20 protein-coding genes are annotated in these 22,395 nt (G+C 67.9%); 10 read left to right on the top strand and 10 right to left on the bottom strand.

From position 1 onward, the window contains the following. Positions 1-33: 33 nt before the first annotated feature. Positions 34-270 (bottom strand): hypothetical protein, encoded by a 237-nt coding sequence (locus ACGFU7_RS40205; protein WP_393702927.1) that lies wholly within the window; start codon positions 268-270, stop codon positions 34-36. A gap of 62 nt (positions 271-332) precedes the next feature. On the opposite strand from ACGFU7_RS40205, the gene ACGFU7_RS40200 reads away from it, so the two are divergent. After that, positions 333-689: a hypothetical protein gene (locus tag ACGFU7_RS40200; protein WP_393702925.1), complete on the top strand. Its 357-nt coding sequence runs from the start codon at positions 333-335 to the stop codon at positions 687-689. A gap of 673 nt (positions 690-1,362) precedes the next feature. On the opposite strand, the gene ACGFU7_RS40195 is transcribed toward ACGFU7_RS40200, so the two are convergent. From ACGFU7_RS40195 to ACGFU7_RS40185, 3 genes are read right to left on the bottom strand one after another with little or no spacing between them, the layout of a single operon-like run. Then, positions 1,363-6,084: a putative T7SS-secreted protein gene (locus ACGFU7_RS40195; RefSeq protein WP_393702924.1), complete on the bottom strand. Its 4,722-nt coding sequence runs from the start codon at positions 6,082-6,084 to the stop codon at positions 1,363-1,365. Further along, entirely contained in the window at positions 6,084-6,731 is a 648-nt protein-coding gene (locus ACGFU7_RS40190) for a hypothetical protein (RefSeq protein WP_393702922.1), read from the bottom strand. Before ACGFU7_RS40190 ends, ACGFU7_RS40195 begins: the two co-directional genes overlap by 1 nt. After that, positions 6,728-7,237, bottom strand: coding sequence for an SseB family protein (locus ACGFU7_RS40185; protein ID WP_393702920.1), 510 nt, complete (start codon positions 7,235-7,237; stop codon positions 6,728-6,730). The genes ACGFU7_RS40190 and ACGFU7_RS40185 overlap by 4 nt, the downstream gene beginning before the upstream one ends. Before the next feature lie 220 nt (positions 7,238-7,457). On the opposite strand from ACGFU7_RS40185, the gene ACGFU7_RS40180 reads away from it, so the two are divergent. After that, positions 7,458-8,054 carry a hypothetical protein gene (locus ACGFU7_RS40180; protein WP_393702919.1) on the top strand — a complete coding sequence of 199 codons (597 nt, stop codon included), beginning with the start codon at positions 7,458-7,460 and terminating at the stop codon, positions 8,052-8,054. 55 nt (positions 8,055-8,109) lie between these two features. Here the strand turns inward: ACGFU7_RS40180 and ACGFU7_RS40175 are convergent, their stop codons facing one another. From ACGFU7_RS40175 to ACGFU7_RS40165, 3 genes are all read right to left on the bottom strand, one after another. Beyond that, the gene (locus tag ACGFU7_RS40175) at positions 8,110-8,448 is read right to left on the bottom strand and encodes a hypothetical protein (protein ID WP_393702917.1); all 339 of its coding nucleotides are present in this window, start codon (positions 8,446-8,448) and stop codon (positions 8,110-8,112) included. 37 nt (positions 8,449-8,485) lie between these two features. Continuing rightward, positions 8,486-8,776, bottom strand: a complete 291-nt coding sequence (locus ACGFU7_RS40170) for a hypothetical protein (RefSeq protein ID WP_393702915.1) — start codon at positions 8,774-8,776, stop codon at positions 8,486-8,488. Positions 8,777-9,438: 662 nt separating this feature from the next. Then, on the bottom strand, positions 9,439-9,711 hold the full coding sequence (locus ACGFU7_RS40165; protein ID WP_393702913.1) for a hypothetical protein: 273 nt from the start codon (positions 9,709-9,711) through the stop codon (positions 9,439-9,441). A 209-nt stretch (positions 9,712-9,920) separates the two neighbouring features. Here ACGFU7_RS40165 and ACGFU7_RS40160 point away from each other — a divergent pair, with 209 nt between their 5' ends. The 3 genes from ACGFU7_RS40160 (at position 9,921) to ACGFU7_RS40150 (ending at position 12,684) form a co-directional block, all read left to right on the top strand. Further along, positions 9,921-10,517: a helix-turn-helix domain-containing protein gene (locus tag ACGFU7_RS40160; RefSeq protein ID WP_393702912.1), complete on the top strand. Its 597-nt coding sequence runs from the start codon at positions 9,921-9,923 to the stop codon at positions 10,515-10,517. A gap of 116 nt (positions 10,518-10,633) precedes the next feature. Beyond that, the gene (locus tag ACGFU7_RS40155; RefSeq protein WP_393702910.1) at positions 10,634-11,449 is read left to right on the top strand and encodes an SAM-dependent methyltransferase; all 816 of its coding nucleotides are present in this window, start codon (positions 10,634-10,636) and stop codon (positions 11,447-11,449) included. A 71-nt stretch (positions 11,450-11,520) separates the two neighbouring features. Next, positions 11,521-12,684, top strand: a complete 1,164-nt coding sequence (locus ACGFU7_RS40150) for a serine hydrolase domain-containing protein (RefSeq protein WP_393702908.1) — start codon at positions 11,521-11,523, stop codon at positions 12,682-12,684. 27 nt (positions 12,685-12,711) lie between these two features. Here the strand turns inward: ACGFU7_RS40150 and ACGFU7_RS40145 are convergent, their stop codons facing one another. After that, positions 12,712-13,191 carry a GNAT family N-acetyltransferase gene (locus tag ACGFU7_RS40145; protein ID WP_393702906.1) on the bottom strand — a complete coding sequence of 160 codons (480 nt, stop codon included), beginning with the start codon at positions 13,189-13,191 and terminating at the stop codon, positions 12,712-12,714. Positions 13,192-13,241: 50 nt separating this feature from the next. On the opposite strand from ACGFU7_RS40145, the gene ACGFU7_RS40140 reads away from it, so the two are divergent. Beyond that, a complete protein-coding gene (locus tag ACGFU7_RS40140; RefSeq protein ID WP_393702905.1) occupies positions 13,242-14,057 on the top strand; it encodes an exodeoxyribonuclease III in 816 nt (271 codons plus the stop codon). A gap of 69 nt (positions 14,058-14,126) precedes the next feature. Here the strand turns inward: ACGFU7_RS40140 and ACGFU7_RS40135 are convergent, their stop codons facing one another. After that, complete coding sequence (locus tag ACGFU7_RS40135) at positions 14,127-14,777, bottom strand: MerR family transcriptional regulator (protein ID WP_393702931.1); 651 nt, start codon at positions 14,775-14,777, stop codon at positions 14,127-14,129. Positions 14,778-14,945: 168 nt separating this feature from the next. Between ACGFU7_RS40135 and ACGFU7_RS40130 the strand changes: the two genes are divergently transcribed. The 4 genes from ACGFU7_RS40130 to ACGFU7_RS40115 all read left to right on the top strand — a co-directional run bounded on the left by ACGFU7_RS40130 (position 14,946) and on the right by ACGFU7_RS40115 (position 18,589). Next, positions 14,946-16,472, top strand: a complete 1,527-nt coding sequence (locus ACGFU7_RS40130; RefSeq protein ID WP_393702904.1) for a flavin-containing monooxygenase — start codon at positions 14,946-14,948, stop codon at positions 16,470-16,472. After that, the gene (locus tag ACGFU7_RS40125; RefSeq protein ID WP_393702902.1) at positions 16,469-17,419 is read left to right on the top strand and encodes an alpha/beta fold hydrolase; all 951 of its coding nucleotides are present in this window, start codon (positions 16,469-16,471) and stop codon (positions 17,417-17,419) included. Before ACGFU7_RS40130 ends, ACGFU7_RS40125 begins: the two co-directional genes overlap by 4 nt. Further along, on the top strand, positions 17,416-18,309 hold the full coding sequence (locus ACGFU7_RS40120) for an SDR family oxidoreductase (protein ID WP_393702900.1): 894 nt from the start codon (positions 17,416-17,418) through the stop codon (positions 18,307-18,309). The genes ACGFU7_RS40125 and ACGFU7_RS40120 overlap by 4 nt, the downstream gene beginning before the upstream one ends. 85 nt (positions 18,310-18,394) lie before the next feature. After that, positions 18,395-18,589, top strand: coding sequence for a hypothetical protein (locus ACGFU7_RS40115; protein WP_393702898.1), 195 nt, complete (start codon positions 18,395-18,397; stop codon positions 18,587-18,589). 315 nt (positions 18,590-18,904) lie between these two features. Here ACGFU7_RS40115 and ACGFU7_RS40110 read toward each other — a convergent pair whose 3' ends face one another. Beyond that, complete coding sequence (locus ACGFU7_RS40110) at positions 18,905-22,243, bottom strand: S41 family peptidase (RefSeq protein ID WP_393702897.1); 3,339 nt, start codon at positions 22,241-22,243, stop codon at positions 18,905-18,907. Positions 22,244-22,395 lie beyond the last annotated feature (152 nt).

Raw genomic sequence — 22,395 nt, 5'->3', positions numbered from 1 at the left:
CTCCGCCACACCGGCCGCGACTACCACCGGCCCCTACGAGCCCTCGGTCTCACGTGACGAACCCAGACAGATCTCGATCATGCAATGACCCTGGCGGGCAATGCCGCGCTCGGCGTACATGGCCAGACCGGAGAGAGCCAGCATCACTTTCGGGACTGGATATGGGACGGAATCGCAGGTCGCGGCGGCCACCATGCGAACGCCATCGGCGACCAAGGGCCACTCCGATGGCTTTTCCAACGGCTGGTAGCCGAGGATCGCGCCGCTCATAGCCGTCTCCAAAGGAACGCACCACGAAAAAGTGGCTACACAAGTGGCCACCTGTTTCGTGAGTGTGCGGCCTTGCCTCCTACGCACGGCTGGCGCTGGAGCGGGTCGCGGCCCACATCGCGGAGCTTGCCGCGGCTTCAGGCCCGCGCACGGTTCTCCTCGCACACCGGGCCGGGCTGGTCGCTCGCTACTGGGAGGTGGGAGGCCGGGAGCTGTTGGTCGCGCTGCAGAACGCGGCCGGACACCCCGCCGTTGCCCCGCATGGTCTGTGGCTGCTCGTTCCCATGGAAGATCCTGAGGCTTCACCGGCTCTGGACGGCCGCACGGTGGACGTGGTGGACCGGGAGACCCAACGAGTGGTGCTCGACGGGTTGTTCCTGAAGGAGCTGAAGTCAGGGATGTGGGAGAAGACGGACTGACCGGGTGCCTGGTCCGGAGGCTGCTGTGCTGGGTGTGGGCCGGGCCGGCAGCTTCCTGGCCATGCGTCCACAGTGGTGCAGTCAGCCGGGGGCTGACGCTCCACACGTCACCATGTTCCAGCTATTCGCCGCGTTCCTCGTGATCATTGCTGACCGGGACGGGCCCCCTTGTTCCTGATGCGCAGTACTCCTGAAATCACCCTGGTTGATATTCTGCAGGAAGGGAGCGCTCGGAATATTGGAGAACTCACTGTACGACTCATCGCATGCCAGGCATCAGGGGAAGTTATCCGCGTCGCTACGCGCCGCCGACCGGAAATATCGCCACGGCCGCCAGCGCGAGCCAGACTGCCCGGTAATCGTGCTGAAACCGCGACAGTCATGAGCGAACAGCGAGATTCAGGGAACTTCCGAGAGGATCGAACCCCGGCCCAAATTTCCTACGGAGTTTCCGGTAAGGGACACCCTGGCAGTGCCCGGCGGATCAAAAAAGTCGACATTTTGTCTGTATCGTTCAATCCTTGTAAGTGTGATGTTCGAGTCGGCATGCGCATCCTCGGTGGTGTCATCGGATGCGAATACCTGGCCGATGCGGGCGATGCCAGCAATGCATCTCACGGTGCAAACGCCACCCTGGTCATCCGCACGTTCAACCTCGTAAATCTGCAGCCTGCTAGGTCCGTCCATGCTTGTACGCCTCCGCAACGAACTGTGATATTTGTTCTGGTGAGAGCTTGGGTACGTCCCATTCTAGCGCGTCAGTTATACCGCCAATGCTGTGTATCTTGGGCACCTGTATTCCCATTCGGTTAAGAATATCTGCGGCTGCACTAGAGGGAAGCTCGATGCTGGCAAGCTTGGATAGCTGCGACGCAGGCAGGCCTACGGCAACCTCGGCTTCGGCTCGAATAACACCCCGCTCAAGCGGTACGCCCTCGAGGGCGCTGCGTGGGAAGAGTTGGACTATTCCTTCACCGAACTGATCCGAGTGCCTGGCGAACAGAGTGGCGACTCCGGGGTCCGTTGACGTGGGAGTGTAGCCGGACGCCTGGGTTCCGTCGCTGGCGTTGTATCCGCGAGTTGTTCCACGGAAGAGATGTTCCTCTTCGGGGCAGCCGAAGAGGCCGTAAGGGTCGATCGAAGCGTGCGGGTTTGACACGTAGACCGTAGGATTGGGCGCCGGGGCGAGCCCAAGTGGGTCCGGCGTAAGATATTGCGCAGTTTGTGGATCATAGTATCGGTGAAAATTATAATGAAGTTCACTCTCGGGATCAAAATACTGCCCCGGAAAGCGAAGTGGCGTGTATGCGGTGCTGTCGATCGGCCAGGAGGTGGCCCCCCATAGTGTGCTCCGCGCGCGCCACGCGAGGGCTCCGCATTCGTCTACCAGTTCACTCGGGCTACCAACAAGATCGGTGATGATCGCGAAGAATCGCTCATCGATGACCTTCTGTGATGAATGGGGCGCAAAAACGCGTTCCTGCTGACTCATCGGCCGCAAGCCATCGTGATCCCACGTCAGTGCTATGACGTTGGACGAGTCGTTGGCCTGGGTGATTTGTTCGCACAGGGTGGGGCCATCCCAGGTGAAGGTGATTTGTTCCAGGGCGGTATGCCCGTCCTTGCTCATCCGCTGTTTGGCCGTCCTACGGCCGAGGGCGTCGTATTGATAACGCCATACAACTTCGTCGGGTGTGGTTGCTGAGCGCATGCGGCCCTCAGCGTTCCACTCGTACCGCCACGTATCGGGTTTGCGAGAGAGGCGGGTCTTCTGGCGGAGGGTGATGCGGCCGAGGGCGTCGTGCTCGTAGCGGGTGCTTCCCGCACGAGTGATCGTGGTGCCTGCATATTCGCGGGAGCCCCTGGCCGCTTGGCCGGGGTGCTTCGTCGGCCACGAGGCTTCGCTCTGGTTGCCGGCCTCGTCGTAGGCGTAGCGCTCGGTCCAGTCGGGGGCCTGGACCTCGGTGACACGGCCGACCGCGTTGAGGCCGAAGCTTTTGGATCCGGAGAGTTGGTCGGTGAGGCCGATCAGGTGACCATCGGCGCGGTACGCGTAGTCCCGGCGTTGCAGGCTCCGGCCCGACCCGGTGATCTGCTGACTGGCGAGACGGCCCATTGTGTCGAAGCGCGAGGTGAGACTGATGTTGTCGCCGATATGACGTGCTGTTTCCTGGCCTGTGGCGTCGTGTTCGAAGGCGAGGAGGCGTCCCGAGGTGGTCAGGGAGGAGCGTCGCCCTGCCGCATCGTAGGCCCACGTGCTGACGACACCGCTGGGGGTGGTCCGGCCGATGCGACGCCCGATCTCGTCGTACGCGTAGGTCATCGTTCGGTCGTTGACGGTCTCGGATCGCAGGCGTCCAAAGCGGTCGCGCAGGTAGGTGACGGTGGCGTCTGCGTTGACGGCTTCGGCGAGTTGGTCGAAGAGGTCGTAGGCGAAGGAGGTTATGGCTCCTGCTGCATCCGTGGTGACGATGCGGTCGAGGTCGTCCCGTTCGTAGCGGGTGGTCTGGCCGAGAGCGTCGGTGCGAGTGGTGAGACGACCCGCTGTGTCGCGTTGGTAGGTGAGGGAGCGGTTGTCGAAGTCGGACTCGGAAGTGAGACGTCCGGCTAGGTCGTAAACGTAGTCCCAGGTGCGGCCTTGAGGGTTGCGGACCTGGATCAGGCGGAGCTCGTGGTCGTACGCGAACTCGTAACGCACGCCGTCGGGGCCGGTGCGGGCGCTCATGAGGTCGAAGTGGGTGTACTCGAAGCGGGTGACAGCGCCCAGGGCATCGGTGTGGGTGAGGCAGTTGCCCTCGCCGTCGTATGTCCAGGACTGTGTGGTGCCGTCCGCGTCGGTGCGACGGGACGGTTTGCCCTCCACGGCCCATTCGAGGTGGGTTACCGCACCAAGGGGGTCGGTGAGCCGGACGGGGCGACCGAAAGCGTCCCTCACGATCCGGGTGATCGCGCCGAGGGGGTCAGTGATCTCGATGGGCAGGCCTGCAGCGTTGCTGCGGATGTGGGTCGTGTTGCCGAGCCCGTCCGTCACGGAAGTCGCGTGACCGGCCTCGTTATAGGTGGTGCGTGTCGCAGTTCCGGACGAGTCGGTGACAGTAATGCAGTTGCCGCGCTCGTCCCACTCCTGACGGACCACGGTTCGGTCCGGATTGGTGACGCGGACCGGCAGCCGCAGGTCGTTGTACTGCACCGTCATTCCCCGCCCGTCCGGGCGGACCGTCGAGGTCAGCTGGCCTGATCCGTCGTATGCGAAGCGGTTCGTGCGGCCGAGCGGATCGGTGCGGGACAGCAGTCGGTTGTAGTGGTCGCGTTCGAAGCGAGTGACAGCGTTCAGCGGGTCGATCTCTGCGACTACCTGGTAGCTGTCATTGACGACGTAGCGGTGGACGGCTCCACTACTGCTGGTGACGGTGGTGACACGCATCCCACTCGCCGGATCGGTACCGTCGTAGTCCAGGCGTACGGCCATGTGACCCGCGGCGCCGCCTTCGGCTATGCACCGGTCCTGATCGTCGTAGGCGTACTCGTACCGACTGCCATTGGTGTCGGCCCAGGAGGTGACCCGGCTACGCCCGTCGTAGGTGAACCGGAGTGGAAGACCCGAGGAGTTGACGACCTCGGTGAGATGACCGTCGGTGTAGCCGTAGCGGAGGATCTCCTGGTCGGTACCGTCCGGGGCGGCTCCTGCGAGGTGGAGTGCGGTGATTCGGCCTTCGCTCGTGGTGAGCTTCACGTGATAGCCGGCACCGTGAATGATCCCTGCTGGCGCTCCGGTCTCGTCGTATTCGAACTGGATCCAGTTGCCGTTGCGGTCATCGATCTGCACCAGCAGTGCGATGTCTCCAGAGCGCGGGCTGAAGTGCCGTATTCGGCCGCTGTCCGGATCGGTGATCGTGTAGTGGCCTGTTGTGTCCACGTCGAGGGGCCAGCGGGAGCCGTGACTCGGCATGACCGGCACGCCTGGCGCGGGGTGCGGGTAGGTTAGCAGCAGGCCGTCCTCACAGACGAAGACGATGCCCTGGGAATCGATCTCAAGTCGCTGGTCGGCCGTGGAGGACCAAGAGGGCCCGAACCAACGTCCCGCACGGTAATTGGAAGCGACCCGGCGACGGAAGACCAACGGGAGCCTTCCTGGCAGATCGATGTCCGTCTGCGGCAGGTACATCGTTCCCGTGGCCAGGTCGACCGGGTCCGTGGGGTCCTTCTCCACTCCCTTGTCGGGCTTTGATGTCTTCGCAGGATCGTCGACGCCCTTGCGTGCGGCGCTCTCCACTCCGTCCTTCAGTCCGTGGCGAGCGAGGCCCTTGATCAGGCCCCCGCCCTTGGTGCCGACCAGCTCGGGGAGAAGTCGGCCGATGAATTCGGAGGGGTCCCCCTTGGCGGCGTCCCAGGCGTTCTTCAGCGCGCGGTCGGGGTTGGCGGCGGTGGAGACGAGGCCGGCGAGCGTCATGTTGACGCCCTTGTAGTACTCGGCCGGGTGCGTCAGGTTGTACGGGTCGGTCGGGTTGACCGAGCGGACGAAGTTCACCAGTCCCGCGGAGGCCTTGATGACACCGCCGCCGACATGGGCCAGCTCGATGGACTGGCCGATCCCATAGTCGATGAGTTCCTGCTTGGCCCGGTCCAGGCCGGTGGGCTCCTTCGGAGCGTGCGCCAACGCGGCGGTGATCGCACCCTTGGCAGTTTCGGCAGCGTCGTTTCGCACCCGGCGGGCGCGCTGAAGGATCTCCTGCGCGTGCTGCCTCTTGGCTGTGCCCGGGTCGGAGAACTTTCCCGGATGCGGGAGGGGGTGGTCGGTGTTGCGGACCGCGTTGTACGCCTCCGCCTTCTCCTTGAAAGCGGCCGCCGCAGTCTCGTAGTCCTGCTTGCCCTCCTTGTACAGAGCGATCGCCTCACCGGCCTTGGCCTGCGCGCTGATGACCGTCCTGGCGAACGTTTCCAGGGCCGTGGCCGCGTCCTCGAATGCATCCGCCGCGCGCAGCCAGTCGGTGGGCAGCGTCTGGAACTTGGCGCGGAAGGCGTCGGCGGCCTCTCCCTTCCAGTGACCGGAGTCGAGCTTCTTCATCCCGCCGCCGACGAGGTCGAACGCCTTCTGGAAGTCGCGGAGGTTCTTCACCGCCGCACTGATCTTCTCCGGTCGGCCATGGATCAGCTCGTTCGCTTCCTCGGTCTGACCGAGCTGCTGTTCCCTGACGTCCGCACCCAGCGATGAGGCGGTCTCATCGCCCCAGTCCTCGACCTTGTCGGCCCACTCATCGGCACCGACCTTCTCCAGGCCCGAGCCGAGCACATCGGTGCCCTTGTCGATGCCTGTGCCGACGATCTCCTTGCCCTTGTCGACCAGATCGCCCGCACCGTCGTAGAGGGCGTCGCCCCACTTCCCCCAGTCCACCATCAGCGACTCTCCCCCCACCGCGGCTGCTCAGCCTGCTCGATCGTCTCCTGCGACGGATCAAGCTGCTCCCGCAGCCGCTCATCCGCCTCCGCCCGCACCTCAGGGTCCACCAGCCCGTTGCGCTCCATCGAGTCGAGTGCGGCGTCCTCCACGTCGTAGGCGGTGTTCTTCCAGGTCTGGTTCACCTCGTCCTGGGCCTGGCTCATCGACTCCCAGCTGTAGTCCGCGTTGTCGTACGCGGACTGGGTGCTGATCGTGTCCCAGCTCATCGCCTTGACCTCATCCTCGGACGCATGCGGATTCCCGTTCAAGGAGTTCACACCGATCTTGAACGAGTCCCTGACGTACTGCTCCTGCTCCGCATACGAACCCGCCGACAGGCCCACCCCGAGGGCGAAGCCGTTCCCCTTCTGCGTCAGGGCCCGCACACCCCACTCCCAGCGGTTGCAGAACGTCTCGAACTCCGACGTCAGCCCGCCATGCCCCAGCTCCAGCCCGGACAGTGCCAGATCCGAGAACCCCCGGCCCGTCGACGCTTCCCCGATCATGCCGAGCTCCTTCAGCTCCGCATGCGCCAGATCGATCCCTTTCGCGATCTCAGCCAACGCCTGGGGCGGAACTTCCAGGTCAGAACCCTCACCGCTCATTGAATCCCCCCGAGATCCACCGCAACCGCGTCCGGCACGATGCCCGCCACCGGCGGGAACAACATCCCGCCGCCCACACTGCCCGCATCCAGCGCAACCCCGGCAGGACCCGGCAGCAAAGGCACCATCACATCCAGCAGCCGTGCACCCAGAACGGTCTGATAGGTCCATTCCCGCCCGGCCTCACCACGGGCCAGCGCGAATCGGGCCAGCGCCGCCTCATCCGAGAACGCACAGATCCAGCGCACACCGTTCTGCTCCGCCGACCACAGATCACCGACCTCATCGAGCGGCACCAGCACCGCCGTTCTCCGGAACTCACCGAGCAACACGGCAAATTCGTGTCGAGCAGACGCCGTCGGGTCGACCTCCGGCGCTCTGGCGGAGGCCGTGCCCGACGCTGCACGCGGTGACGGCGGCACGTCGGGAGCAGGCCAGTCGGCCAAGTCAGAGATCTTTGAACGCAGGGCGTCCGCCCTGGCTATGTCATCCCCGTTGTCGAACACCCGTCGAATGGTGTCATGGTGCGCTTCCCGGCAGCAACGAACAGAAGTGGCCAGCCGGCCACTGTCCGGATCTGTGCCGGCTCCTCGTGTACGGGGCTCCGCAACGGGTCGATCCCCTTCACCGGCCGGTCGGTCGGACGGAGTGCCCCTGTAGTACGCCAGGGGTCCTTCTGTCCCGATTCCCCTTCCGCCCCGCGAAGATCGGCCTACGATCTGACCTGTGCCGGAACCCACCCAGCAACAACACTTCGCCTCGGCCGCGTCGCGTCACTTCCACGACGGCGACTACCTCCGCAAGGGCAGCCGTCTGCCCTCGGCCGACCACCTCTACGGGTTCGCCGCCGAGTGCGCGGTCAAGAGTCTGCTGCTGCGCTTCACCGAGGTGCAGATGGAACCCCTGGAGGGCGAGGAGAAGCCGTCCGCCAAGCCACGGGTCAGGAATCCGGACGACACCGGGGCGATCATCGAGTTCGGTCACGTCAACGAACTCGTGCGTGAGATAAAGCTGTTCGCGAGCGGACGGTCCGGCGCACCGCTCCACGCCCTGCTCGACAGCGATCTGCGGGCGTTCAGAAGGTGGAGTGTCGCGCACCGTTACCGTGACGGCGGTTGGCTCCACCCGGTCCCTCCTGAGACACCGGGGGCAGAGGAGGTGGCGAGCATGCCGAACGAGCATGACGACATGAGGTTCATGCTTTTCACGAGCAGGTGTTCAGGGGGTGATCGACCGAGCGGGATGACTGCTGGCCAGCCGGCGGGGCAGTTTGCGGTGGAGTCTCAGCTCGGTCCACACGGACGCGGAAAACGTTCGAGATAAGGGCTGGTCCGGTCTGGCCAGCTGTGCCGGCGGAACCGGATCCGATGCACCGTTGCTACTTCACATCTCTGGCCAGGACGGCGACCTTGCCCACTACTGTCGTCAGGACGTAGTTGGTCGAGCTACTGAAAGCGACACCGACGCCGGCTGGTATCGCCTTGGCCATCGCCTTCTGGGTGAAGGTGATGGACGCCCGCTTGAACAACTGCTTGATCGTGATCAAGGCGGGCCCTTTCAGGTACTGGTAGACCAACTTCTCGGCGATCTTCAGTACCGCTGCCTTACCACCCTTCGCCGCCATCTGTTCTGCCGAACCCGCCAACGCGAGGACGAAGGCGAGGTGCTTCTTGTCCTCACTGCTCAGCTCGGTCTCGTACACCTCAACCAGGCACATGCACATGTCGATCTGGAGCTTGAGTGTCGCGGCGATGTCAGTGACACCACCGCCCAGGACTGCGACCGCGGTCCCGCCCCCCCGGAATCACGCTCGGGGCTGCGGTGACCGCCCCGGCGGCTGCCGAAAGTTTGGAGTACCGGCCAATGATCTCGGCGGCGATCCGGCGCTTGTCCTCCAGGCTCTCGGGCTCCCGCTTGAACTTGGCCTCGAAAGTCGCTCGGTAACCACCCACTAGCTTGGTGGCCGACTCCGGTGTGATGGCGATCGTCTCGACGGCCTTCTGGAGCCGAGACGGTTCGAGCTCGTCCGCTGCGTGGTTCATCATTTGCCCCCAGATCCGCTGCACCTCACGAAAAGGACAACGTGCTCTGCGCGCAGCCTAGTGTGCACAGAGCCAATGGCATGTGCAGTCGCTTCCCGCGCTCGACTCCGCAAGTTCGGTCTCGCGGTGGGCCAGATCAGCGTGAGGAGGTCCTCACGCGACGCGGACCCCGGGCCGGGCGGCACAAGCACAGATGCTGCCCGACCAGCCAGCAACCTGTCACATGGTCAGGAAAGTTGCAGAAAACCGACCTCGCGCATGCTCTCCTTCGTGAGGCCATGGCCTGAGCAGTCGCCGAGCCGGGTCCTTGGGGCACAAACTGGCAGCGGGCGGACCGAACCACATCTCGGCAGACAACCCCGTACGAGGTCTGGCAGTCGCTCGACGACGTACACGATGCTGATTCTCTGCAGCCCGTCTGCGTCCCCACACGGGACGACGGCAAGATGCGGGCCGCTGCATGCACTTTGCAACCAGCTGGGAAATGATCTTCTCAGCCCTGGGAAGCCTCCGTGGGACGTCCCCGTTTTCCCAGCTCAGACCCTCCCGTGAACGCCCCACCGCACACACAAGATCCCGTCCGATCGAAAGATCGGGCGGGATCTTGTCGTTTCCGGGCCGTCCTTCCGCGACGAGCCCACGAGGGGCCGGAGCCTCACGGATCGTCAACGACGGCGAGCGGCCCACAGCCAGGTGATATCGATCGCCGCGATAGCGCCCCAGATCCAGCAGATGACGGCAACGCCGGGCGGTGCGAGCGCCGTTGCGAGGGCGCCGAGTGCGACCGTGCCCAGCACCACCCGGGCACTGCGCCCCGCGGTCAGGGATGCGCGCAGCGGCCCCGGCTCCGTCAGCCGGTCGGACAGGTAGGCGTCGAACGCCTCCGCGACCTGGTCGTCGATCTCGTCCCGCAGCCGGGCGTCCAGCGAGTCAGACATGGGCGGCCGCCCAGGTCGCTCCAGCTGTCGCCCGGAAGGCTGTCACCCCGGCTGTCGGTAACAGTCTTCCGGTCAGGTCTCTGCGCATCTCGGCCCCCGTGATTCCCGGCGCCCGGTGGCGCCTCCGGGACCAACGTAGCGATTGCAGAGATGTTCTGCAAACATTCTCTGCAATGATTGCAGAGAATCTCTGCACTATGCTGGTGGTCATGGTCGAGCGTCCCGAGAGGAGAGTGCTCACCGGTCCGGACCTCAAGGCCTTCCACAAGGCGCTGTCCAACCCGGTGCGCCGCGACATCCTGAGCTATCTCGGCGAACACGGCGAGGCGAACTCCACCAGCGTGGCCAAGGCCCTCGGCGAGTCCACCGGCACCACCAGCTATCACCTGCGCAAGCTCGCCGACCTCAAGCTGATCGCGGAGATCGAGGAGCGTTCCACCGGCCGGGAGCGCTGGTGGAAGTCGCTCATGACGAACATCTTCACGCCGCCCGGCCTGGAGATGACGGAGGACGAGCGCGAGGCCGCCGTGAAGATCGGCGCGCTCAAGATGACCCATGACCTGAGCCTGGTCGTGCGGGCGTACGCCGGGTACGACGCCTCGGCGGGCTGGAACCAGATCTACCGCGCCGGGCTGCGGATGACGAAGGAACAGGTCGCCTCGTTCGCCGAGGAGTACCGGGCGCTGCTGCACAAGTACGCGACCGAGCCCGGCGAACACCCGCCGGGCTCGCGCCAGATGGCCGTACGCCTGGTGGTGCTGCCCGACGACGGGCGCAGCGGTGCGCCACCGGCCGACGACGCGTGACGGCGGGGCCAACTACGCTGGTATTGCTCGCCCGTTCCGTGGGTCCTGCCGGGGGCGTTCCCGCGTCAGGCCGAGTTTTCAGCTGCTCGTGATTTCCCCGTACGGAGGAGTGTCCTGTGACGGCCGGAATGCCCAAGCCCCAGATCGACACCAGTAAGCCCCACCCCGCGCGCGTCTATGACTGGCTGCTGGGCGGCAAGGACAACTATCCGGTCGACCAGCAGGTGGGGGAGACGCTGCCCGAGGCGGCGCGGGGCAACGCGGCGCGGAACCGGGCCTTCATGCACCGGGCCTCCGCGTGGCTGGCACTGGGCGGGATCGACCAGTTCCTCGACATCGGCACCGGCATTCCCACGGCGCCCAATCTGCACCAGGTCGTCCAGGCCGTCGCGCCGACCGCCCGGATCGTCTACGCGGACAACGACCCGATCGTCCTGCGTCACGCGGAAGCGCTGCTGATCAGCAGCCCGCAGGGTGTCACCGACTACATCCACGCGGATGTGCGGCAGCCGAAGATGATCCTCGAACACGCCCGTGAGCTGCTGGACTTCAGCCGGCCCATCGCGCTGTCCCTGATCGCGCTGATGCACTTCCTGCCCGACGACCAGGACCCGTACGGCATCACCCGCACCCTGGTCGAGGCCCTGCCTGCGGGCAGCTTCCTGGTGTTCTCGCACGGCACGGCCGACCAGCATCCCGAACTGCGGCAGGAGACCGAGACCGCGTACAAGAAGGGGGCGATCCCGCTGCGGATGCGTACCCGGAGCGAGGTCGAGCCCTTCTTCGACGGCCTGGACCTGGTCGAGCCCGGGCTGGTGTTCTCCACGGAGTGGTACCAGGAGGAGCCGGCGCCGGCGCGGGAACGCAGCGGCTTCTACGTGGGTGTCGGGCGGGTGCGCCGAGCCGGGGGGAGTGACGTCCGGGACCGATGAGTCCGGGGCGGTGCGGGAGTCCTGCTTCTGAGCGCACAGGCTTCTGGACGCACCAGCGAGAAGGTGGACCGATGAGCAATCTGTACGACCTCCTGGAGAAGTACGTCGGCGGCGGATCGGCGCCGGGCGCCGTGGGCCTGGTGGCCCGTGGCGACCGGGTCGAGGTGACGGCGGTCGGCTCCGCCGATGCGGACGGCACGGCCCCGATGGCCAGGGACTCGATCTTCCGCATCGCATCGATCACCAAGCCCGTCGTCGCCGCGGCCGTCATGATGCTGGTCGACGACGGCCGGATCGCGCTGGACGACCCGGTCGGGCAGTGGCTGCCGGAGCTGGCGTCACCGAAGGTGGTCCGCACTCCGGCCGGCCCGGTCGACGACGTGGTCCCGGCCGCCCGGGCGATCACGGTCGCCGATCTGCTCACCTTCCGGGCCGGGTGCGGCTTCCCGTCCGACTTCTCGCTGCCGGTGGTCGGACTGCTGTTCAGCGAGCTGAAACAAGGACCGCCGCAGCCCCGGCTCATCGAGGCGCCGGACGCGTGGATGGCCACCCTGTCCCGCATTCCGCTGCTGCACCAGCCGGGCGAGGCCTGGCTGTACAACACCTGCTCCGACATCCTGGGCGTGCTGATCGCCCGGGTCTCGGGCCGGCCGCTCCCTGATTTCCTGGCCGAGCGGCTGTTCGAGCCGCTCGGCATGGCCGACACCGGATTCGCGGTACCGGCCGACAAGCTCGACCGGTTCACCAGCTACTACCGGTCCGGCCCGGAGGGCGGCGGTCTCCAGTTGGTCGACGCGCCCGACGGGCAGTGGAGCAGCGTGCCGGCGTTTCCGTCCGGTGCCGGCGGGCTGGTCTCGACCGTGGACGACTGGTACTCCTTCGCCCGGATGCTGCTCGCCGGGGGCAGTGCCGACGGGAGCGACGACGGGCGCCGGGTGTTGTCCGCAGAGTCGGTGCGGCTGATGACCACCGACCATCTGACCCGGGCACAGCGCGACGACAGCACGCTGTTCCTGGAGGGGCAGGGCTGGGGCTTCGGCGGCTCGGTCGATGTCGAGGCCGTCGACACCTGGAACGTACCGGGACGCTACGGCTGGGTGGGCGGCACCGGAACGGCGGCGCACCTCACCCCGTCCACCGGCACGGTCTCCGTCCTGCTCACTCAGCTGGAAATGGCCGGACCGACCCCGCCCGCGGTGATGCGGGAGTTCTGGCGGTACGCGGCCGAGGCCTGAGGCCCGCCCGCGGCCGCCGCCCGCGGACTACCGCAGCGGCTTCGCGAAGCAGATGCTGCTTTCGTACGTGCGGTAGTGGCCGAACTTCTCGCACGGGGTGTAACCGCTGGATGTGTACAGCGCGATCGCCTCGGGCTGCTTGTCCCCGGTCTCCAGCACCATCCGACTACGGCCCGCCGCCCGTGCGTCGGCCTCCAGGGCGGCCAGTATTCGGCGCGCCAGCCCGTTGCCGCGTCCCTCGGGGACCACGAACATCCGCTTGATCTCGGCGTCGCCGTCGGAGTAGCCCTTGTCGTTCTGTTCCTGGGAGCGCCAGCCGCCGGTGGCGACCGGGAGGCCCTGCGCATCGTAGGCGAGGAGATACAGGCCGTTCGGCGGCTCGAACATCGACGCGTCGAGCGGTGTGACATCGCCCTCGTCGCCGTACCGCGCGGCGTATTCGAGCTGCACCTGGTCGTTGAGTTTGACGGCATCGGCGTGATCGAAGGGCCGAGGGTGGATATTCATGCGGGTAATGGTACATGTATGCGGCATGCGGGTGTCGGTATCGTGCCGGGATGCTCACTGTGACCACCGTCAATGTAAATGGGCTCCGCGCCGCCGCCAAGAAGGGCTTCGTCGAGTGGCTGGCCCGGACCGAAGCGGATGTGATCTGCCTGCAGGAGGTGCGGGCCGAGCCGCAGCAGCTGCCCGACGAGGTGCGCGAGCCCGAGGGCTGGCACACCGTGCACGCACCGGCTGCAGCCAAGGGGCGGGCCGGTGTCTCTCTGTGTACGCGGCGGGCGCCCGAGCGCGTACAGATCGGGTTCGGCGGCTTCGGGGATGCCGGGAGCGAGGAGTTCGATACGAGCGGCCGCTACATCGAGGTCGACCTGCCCGGTGTCACGGTCGCGAGCCTGTATCTGCCCTCCGGCGAGGTCGGCACGGAGAAGCAGGATGAGAAGGAGCGGTTCATGGCCGCGTTCCTCCCGTATCTGAAGGGCCTCAGGAAGCGGGCCGCGGCCGACGGCCGTGAGGTCGTGGTGTGCGGCGACTGGAACATCGCCCACCAGGAGGCCGACCTGAAGAACTGGAAGGGCAACAAGAAGAACTCCGGTTTCCTCCCTGAGGAGCGGGAGTGGCTGACCCGGGTCTTCGACGAGGCCGAGTACGTCGATGTCGTACGGGCGCTGCACCCGGAGGAGGAGGGGCCGTACTCGTGGTGGTCCTACCGCGGGCGGGCCTTCGACAACGACACGGGCTGGCGGATCGACTACCAGGTGGCGACGCCGGCACTGGCCGGGCGTGCGGTGAAGGGCTGGGTCGAGCGGGCCGCGACGCACGGCGAGCGGTGGAGCGACCATGCGCCGGTGACGGTGGTCTTCGACCTGTAGCTCGACCTGCTGGGCGGGTGGGCTGATGATCGGGGGCCTGATCGGGGGGTCTGAGCCCGTCCTGTCCCGTCAGGAGGCGGGGCCCCGCGGCGGGCGGTCGGTGTTCTCGCGGCGCAGGCGGCGGTCCAGGGCCATGGAGAGCTCGGCGTCCATCACCGCGCGGGCCAGTGGGCGGAGTTGGGGCGGCTCCGGTTCGTCGCTGTGGGCTTCGAGGACGCTCACGAAGAGTTCCGCGAGCGCGTCCGCGTGCTCGCGGACCCGACGGCCGGCCGAGAGCACCGTGGCGAGCGGCACGCCCTCCCGTACCAACTCCGCCGACACCTCCAGGAGGCGGCGGCTGATGTGGACGATCTCGTCGCCGTCGGTGGCCAGATAGCCCAGGTCGAGGGCGCCGGCCAGATTCTCCGGGGTGACCTCGCCCTCGAAGTAGTCCGCGAGCTGTTCCGGAGTGAGGCGGACCGGGGTCTCCTCGGTCGGTTCGCCCAGGCCCAGTACCTCGGCGACATCGCGGCCGCTCTCGAAGGTGCGGGCGAGATCGGCGATGCCGGTGAGGGTGTGGCCGCGCTCCAGCAGGCCCGCGATGGTCCGCAGCCGGGCCAGGTGGTGGTCGTCGTACCAGGCGATGCGCCCCTCGCGGCGGGGTGGCGAGATCAGACCGCGCTCCCGGTAGAAGCGCACGGTCCGCACGGGGATGCCGGCCTCCTCGGCCAGCTCCTCCATCCGGTATTCACGGTGCTCGCGTCCTTCAGCCACACCCGCACCCTATGTTGTACCGCCGGTAACTTTCCCTCGTCGCACCCCTACCCATCGGTACGGAGCTGTTCTACTCTCCCAACAATGCCAGTGATTGCTGGCAGAGTCGTGTGACGTACCGCGGGAGGCGGCAGCATGGCCCAGCACGAGCACGTACGAGTGGCGGTGATCGGATCCGGATTCGGGGGCCTCGGGGCCGCGGTCCGGCTGCGCCGCGAGGGCATCACGGACTTCGTCGTCCTGGAACGGGCCGACTCCGTCGGCGGCACCTGGCGCGACAACAGCTATCCGGGCTGTGCCTGCGACGTACCGTCCCACCTCTACTCGTTCTCGTTCGCACCCAACCCCGAGTGGCCGCGCACCTTTTCCGGGCAGGAGCACATCCGCGCCTATCTGGAGCATGTCGCGGACACCTTCGGACTGCGCCCGCACATCAGGCTGGGACATGAAGTGATGACGATGCGCTGGGAGCGCGACGAGCTCCACTGGGTCATCGAGACCGGTAACGGGGCCGCATTCACCGCCGATGTCGTCGTCTCCGCGACAGGCCCTCTCTCCGACCCGAAGACGCCGGACATCCCCGGTCTCGACGCCTTCCCCGGCAAGGTCTTCCACTCGGCCCGCTGGGACCACGACTACGACCTGACCGGCAAGCGCGTCGCGATGATAGGCACCGGCGCCTCCGCCATCCAGATCGTTCCCTCGATCCAGCCGAAGGCCGCCAGGCTGACGCTCTTCCAGCGCACCCCGCCGTGGGTCATGCCGCGCATGGACCGCAGGATCAGCGGCGCCGAGCGCTGGCTGCACCGCACGCTCCCCTTCACCGGCACCGCGCGCCGCGGACTGCTCTGGGGCATAAGGGAGTTGCAGGTCAGTGCCTTCACCAAGCGGCCGAACGAGCTGGGCGTGGTCGAGAAGATAGCCAAGTCCAACATGGCGCGGTCCATCAAGGACCCGGCGCTGCGGGCCAAGCTGACCCCCTCGTACCGCATCGGATGCAAGCGCATCCTGCTCTCCAGCGCCTACTACCCGGCGCTCGCCCAGCCCAATGTGGAGGTGGTCGCCTCCGGTCTGGCCGAGGTGCGCGGCTCCACGGTCGTCGCCTTCGACGGTACGGAGACCGAGGTCGACGCGATCATCTTCGGCACCGGCTTCCATGTGACCGACATGCCGGTCGCCGACCGGGTGGTGGGCGCGGAAGGCATCACGCTCGCCGAGTCCTGGAAGGACGGCATGCAGGCGCTGCGCGGTGCGAGCGCGTCCGGCTTCCCCAACTGGATGACGATCATCGGCCCCAACACGGGACTCGGGAACTCCTCGATGATCCTCATGATCGAGGCCCAGCTGAACTACATGGCCGACTATCTGCGCCAGCTGAACGTGCTGGGCGGCCGCGTCGCACTCGACGCGCGGGCCTCGGCGGTCGGGGCCTGGAACCGCCGGGTCCAGGAGCGGATGAAGCGCACCGTGTGGAACACCGGCGGCTGCAACAGCTGGTACCTGGACGCCAATGGGCGCAATACGACGGTCTGGCCGGGCACCACCTCCGAATTCCGCAAGGTGACGCAGTCGGTCGATCTCGCGGAGTACGAGGTCGTCCGGGCGGCCGCACGCACGCGGGCCGGTTCCGAGGCGGCCGTCGCCGAGGAGGTCGTGGGATGAGCCGTCTGCTGCGGCGCGACGACGCCCCACCGGTCCCCGCGCGCGAACTGACCGCGATCTCCGCCGACGGCGCCCGGATCCATGTCGAGGTGCACGGGCAGGACAGCGCCCCCGCGGTGGTCCTGTCGCACGGCTGGACCTGCAACACCCATTTCTGGGCCGCGCAGATCCGGGACCTCGCGGTGGACCACCGGGTCGTCGTCTACGACCAGCGGGGCCACGGCCGTTCACCATCGGTCGGCCGCGAGGGGTACGGCACGGACGCCCTCGCCGACGACCTCGAAGCGGTGCTGGCCGCCGCCCTCGCACCGGGCGAGAAGGCCGTGCTCGCCGGGCACTCCATGGGCGGCATGACGATGATGGCCGCCTCGCGGCGGGCCGGGCTGCGTGAGCACGCGGCGGCCGTACTGCTGTGCAGTACCGGCAGTTCGCGGCTGATCGCCGAGTCGCTGGTGGTGCCGTTGCGGGCCGGGGCAGTCCGTACCCGGATCACCCGCGCGATTCTCGGGGCGCGGGCCCCGCTCGGGCCCGTCACGCCGGTCTCCAGGCGGATACTCAAGTACGGCACGATGGGAGCGGGTTCGGCCCCCGAACGGGTCGAGATCTGTGCCCGGATCGTGCACGCGTGCCCGCGGGCGGCCAGGGTTGCCTGGGGGCATGTCCTCGCGGAGCTCGATCTCGACGCGGGGGTACGGGAGTTGCGGGTGCCCACGGCGGTGATCGCGGGTACGGAGGACCGGCTGACGCCGCCCGTGCACGCCCGCGCCATCGCGGCGGCGCTGCCCGACTGCCTGGGTCTCACCGAGCTGGCGGGCATGGGTCACATGACACCGGTGGAGGCGCCGGAGGCGGTCACCGCGAAGATCCGGGAGCTCGTCACCGCGTACGTCCCGGCGGACGGCGCGGACGGTGTGGACGGTACGGCCGAGAAGGAGGATGTCGCATGAACGGCAGGCGGAGTCTCGAAGGACAGGTCGTCGTCGTCACGGGCGCGGCGCGTGGCGTGGGCGAACTGCTGGCGCGCAAGCTCTCGGCGCGCGGCGCCAAGCTCGCGCTCGTCGGTCTGGAGCCGGACGAGCTCAAGAAGGTCTCCGAGCGGCTGCACTCGGAGAGCGACCACTGGTTCGCGGACGTCACCGACCACGAGGCGATGGCGCGCGTCGCCGAGCAGGTCAAGGAGCGGTTCGGGAAGGTCGACGTCGTCGTCGCCAACGCCGGAGTCGCGTCGGGCGGTCCGTTCGTCGACTCGGATCCGGAGGCGTGGCGGCGGGTCATCGAGGTCAATCTGATCGGTGGCGCGGTGACGGGGCGGGCGTTCCTGCCGGTACTCATGGAGAGCCGCGGGTACTTCCTGCAGATCGCCTCGCTCGCGGCGATGACGCCGGCGCCGATGATGACCGCGTACTGCGCGTCCAAGTCGGGTGTGGAGGCGTTCGCGCACAGCCTGCGGGCCGAGGTCGGCTACCGCGGGGTGAAGGTCGGAGTCGGCTATCTGTCCTGGACCGACACGGACATGGTGCGGGGCGCCGACGAGGACGACGTGATGCGGGAACTGCGGCAGCGGCTGCCCTGGCCGTCGAACCGTACGTATCCGCTGGGCCCGGCGGTCGACCGGATCGTGGCCGGTATCGAACGGCGGTCCGCGCATGTGTACGCGCAGTGGTGGCTGCGCGGGATGCAGTCCGTTCGGGGCTGCCTCCCTGCGGTGATCGGTGTCGTCGGGCAGCGCGAGATGCGGCGGTTCGGGTCACGGCTGGAGGGCGTGAGCAAGGGACTCGTGGGCGCGGGAGGCGCTGCGGACCAGGATGCGCGGGCGGTGCGTACGCAGAGTAAGTGATCGAAATGCGGTGAATGTCGGGGCGTGTAACTCTGGTCGAGGCCCTTACGGGCCGTCCCCCACGCACCCACTAGGAGTGAACAGCATGGGTATCGCAGACCAGTTCAAGGACAAGGCGCAGGAGCTCGCCGACCAGGCGAAGAAGAAGGCGAACGAGGGCCGTCAGGAGGGCCGGGAGCGGACGCAGGACGCGTCCGAGCGGGCCTCGAAGACGTCGCAGCAGGGCCGTGACAAGGCCCAGGGCGCGACGCACGACGTCCGCGAGAAGTTCGACCGCTGACGCGATTCGCGACTCTGCGCGTTGTCTGTGAGGGGCGTGCCCGGGTGACCGGGTGCGCCCTTTCGCGTGGCGGGGGTCGGGAGGGGCTTCTCCCCGGACCCCGCGCCTCAAACGCCGGCGGGGCTGGTTTGACCGGGGCTCCGCCCCAGGCCCCGCGCCTCAAACGCCGGCGGGGCTGGTTTCGTCTCATACGCCGGCGAGGCTTATTTCAGCGAGCATTGGCTGGATTGCGCGCCGTACGCGGCACAATCAAGCTCCTCCGACGATTGAGGAGCCGGGGTCCGGGGGCGGCGCCCCCGGAAGCGGTTCGCCGGTCTACCTCGGTGGCAGCGGGGGGCGTTGGCGGTTCGGGACCGAGTCGTATGTCGGAGGGGTCGCCGCCGGGTGCGCGGCCAGGAGGTCCAGGGCCACCCGTACCGCGTCGTCCAGCACCGCGTACCGGCCCTCGGCCCAGTCGAGCGGGGTGCGCAGGGCCTCCAGGTCCGGTTCGACGCCGTAGTTCTCCACCGACCAGCCGTACACATCGAACCAGGCCGCGTTCATCGGCACCGTGATCACCGTGCCGTCGCCCAACCGGTGCCGGCCGGTCATGCCGACCACGCCGCCCCAGGTCCGCTGGCCCACCACCGGGCCAAGTTTCAGCAGGCGGAACACGGCGGTGATCATGTCGCCGTCGGAGGACGTCGCCTCGTCGGCCAGGGCGACCACCGGGCCCCGGGGGGCGTTGGAGGCGTACGAGACCGGCTGGGCGTTGCGGGTCAGGTCCCAGCCGAGGATCGTGCGGGTGAGCTTCTCGACCACCAACTCGCTGATGTGGCCGCCCGCGTTGCCGCGTACGTCGACGATCAGGGCCGGACGGGAGACCTCCATGCGCAGGTCCCGGTTGAACTGGGCCCAGCCCGAGCCGCCCATGTCGGGGATGTGCAGATACCCGCACTTGCCGCCGCTCAACTCCCGTACGACTTCACGGCGTTTGGCCACCCAGTCCTGGTAGCGCAGAGGCCGTTCGTCGACCAGGGGGACGATCGCGACCCGGCGGGAGTGGGCCTCGCCACCGGAAATCAAGGGGCCCGAAGGGCCTTCGTCAGAAGGGTGGTGGGGGGAGACGGGCGGGCGGAAGGTCAGCTCGACCGTGGTGCCGCCCGCCGCGGCGAGGAGGGGGTACGGGCCCGTCACCGGGTCGACCGGGCGGCCGTCGATATGGGTGAGGACCGCGCCCGCTCGGATGCCCGTACCGGCCAGCGGGGAACGGGCCTTGGAGTCGGAGGAGTCGCCGGGCAGGATGCGCCGGATCGTCCAGTCGCCGTCCCGGAAGACCAGGTTCGCGCCGAGCAGCCCGATCGCCCGCTGGTAGTGCGGCGGGCCTTCGTTGCGGCGGGCCGGTGCCACGTACGCGTGCGAGGTGCCCAGTTCGCCCAGGACCTCGCGCATCAGATCGGCGAACTCGTCGGGGGAGGCGACCCGTTCGACCAGCGGGCGGTACTGGTCGAGCACGCCGTCCCAGTCGACGCCGCACATGTCCGGTTCCCAGAAGTACGAGCGGATGATGCGGCCGCCCTCCCCGTACGCCTGCCGCCACTCCGCCCCCGGGTCGACCTCGTGCAGGATGCGGCGCAGGTCGATATAGACCGTCGAGTCGCTGTCGCCGATCTCGGTGGCGGGGACGGCGCGCAGCTCGCCCTCGTCCATGACGACCAGGCGCGTCGCGTCGCCGCTGACCGCGAACCAGTCCAGATGGCCGACGAGTTCGGTCTTCCTGGCCTTGGAGATGTTGAAGTGTTCGAGCGTGGGGCGGCCGGACATGTCCGCCGGGTTGGCGAACGTCTCGCCGAGCGCGCCCGAGATCGGCCAGCGCAGCCAGACGAGCCCGCCGCCGCTCACCGGATGAAGGGCCGAGTACTTCGACGCGGAGACCGGGAACGGTGTCACCCGGTTCTCCAGCCCCTCGAACTCGACCGTGACCGTCGACGGCCCCTCGCCCGTACCGGCGTCGGGAACGTCGTCCGCCGGATCGAGACCGCCCGCCGCCGGGCGCCCCTCCGGCGACAGGGCGAACGGGGAGGGCGTGGCCGAGGAGAGCGGCACCAGGTACGGGCGGCAGCCCAGCGGAAAGGAGAGGTCCCCGGTGTGGACGTCGTACACCGGGTCGAAACCGCGCCAGGAGAGGAAGGCGAGGTAGCGCCCGTCGCCCGTGAAGACGGGATTCTCGTCCTCGAAGCGGCCGTTGGTGACATCGGCGATCACCGGAGCGCCGGACCCCAGGATGCGCGCCAGCTTGATCTGGCGCAGCGAACGGCCGATCCCGGGGTGCGACCAGGCCAGCCAGGCGCCGTCCGGTGAGAACGCCAGATCGCGGACCGGTCCGTTGACGGAGCGGATCAGCTCGGTGGGCTCGCCGGTGGACTCCTCCTCGTCCGTGTCCAGGAGCAGCAGCCGCCCGTCGTTCGTGGCGATCGCCAGGCGCTCGCCGTCCGGGTCGGCGATCAGCTCCTGGACCCTGCCGACCTGTCCGGAGGCCAGCCGGCGCGGCTCGCGGTCGCCGCTGGCGCGCGGCAGGTAGGAGATCTCGATCGCGTCCTCGCCGTCCGCGTCCGTGACGTAGGCGACCTGGCCGCCGCTGCCGAGCATCTCGGGCAGCCGGACCCGGACCCCCGGGGTGTCGGTGATCGTCCGGGCGGGGCCGTCGCGGTGGGTGAGCCAGTACAGGCTGCCGCGTACGGTGACGGCGCTGGCCCGGCCCGTCTCGTCCACGGACAGCGAGTCGACGTTGCTGGCGGCCGGCACCTGGTACGGACGCCGTCCGGCGCGCGGCCCGCCGAGCCGTACCTCCAGCTTCCGCGGCACCGCGTCCGGCGCCAGGTCGTCCACCAGCCACACATCGCCCGCGCACTGGTAGACGACCCGGTGGCCGTCGCTGGACGCGTGCCGGGCGTAGAAGGCGTCGTGGTCCGTATGGCGGCGCAGATCGGTGCCGTCGGGCCGGCAGGAGTAGAGATTGCCGACGCCCTCGTGGTCGGAGAGGAACGCGATCCGGCCGCCGACGAACATGGGTGAGTCGAGATTGCCGCCGATGTCCGGGAGCAGCCGCTTGCCGTGCAGCCACAGCCGCCCCATCGCGCCGCCCCGGTACCGCTTCCACGCGGCCGGCTCGTGCGGCGGCTTGCCGGTGAGCAGCAGGGTGCGCCGCTCGCCGTCGATGTCGGCGACCGCGAGGTCGGAGACCGGCCCCCAGGGCAGCTTGCCGCCGGGGCTGCCGTCCGTGGGGACGCTGTACGCCCAGGAGAAGTACGAGAACGGCTGGTTGTGCGAGGACACGGCAAGGATCTGGGAGGCGTCCCCCGGATCGGGGGTCCAGCCGCAGACCCGGGCGTCCGTCGATCCCCAGTAGGTGAGCCGGCGCGCCGGGCCGCCCTCGACCGGCGCGAGATGGATCTCGGGATCGAGGCTGCGCCAGGTCGTGTACGCGATACGGCTCCCGTCGGGGGAGAACCGTGGATGGCTGACTCTGGTCCGGTCGACGGTCACCCGCCACGCGCGGCCGGGCCGCTGCCCCTCGGCGGCGAGGGGAGCGACCCAGAGGTCGTCCTCGGCCGCGAAGCAGAGCAGATCCTCGTGGAGGTGCGGGAAACGGAGATACGCGACGTCGTCACTCACCCTTCAATGCTTTCCGCGCGAGAGGGCCCCGGCAACTTGTGGTGCGGAACACAAGCGAAACGATTTCGTTTCGCTGGGCGGGCGAGGTAGCGTCGATGTGTACGAAACAGTTTCGTTCGATGGACTGCTGTACGAGAGTCACGAACGGAGAT

Origin of the sequence: Streptomyces sp. NPDC048473 (assembly GCF_043200155.1) — a bacterium.
Classification (GTDB): domain Bacteria; phylum Actinomycetota; class Actinomycetes; order Streptomycetales; family Streptomycetaceae; genus Streptomyces.
Note: the sequence above shows the minus strand (reverse complement) of the source record. Positions and strands in the feature narration are given on the sequence as shown.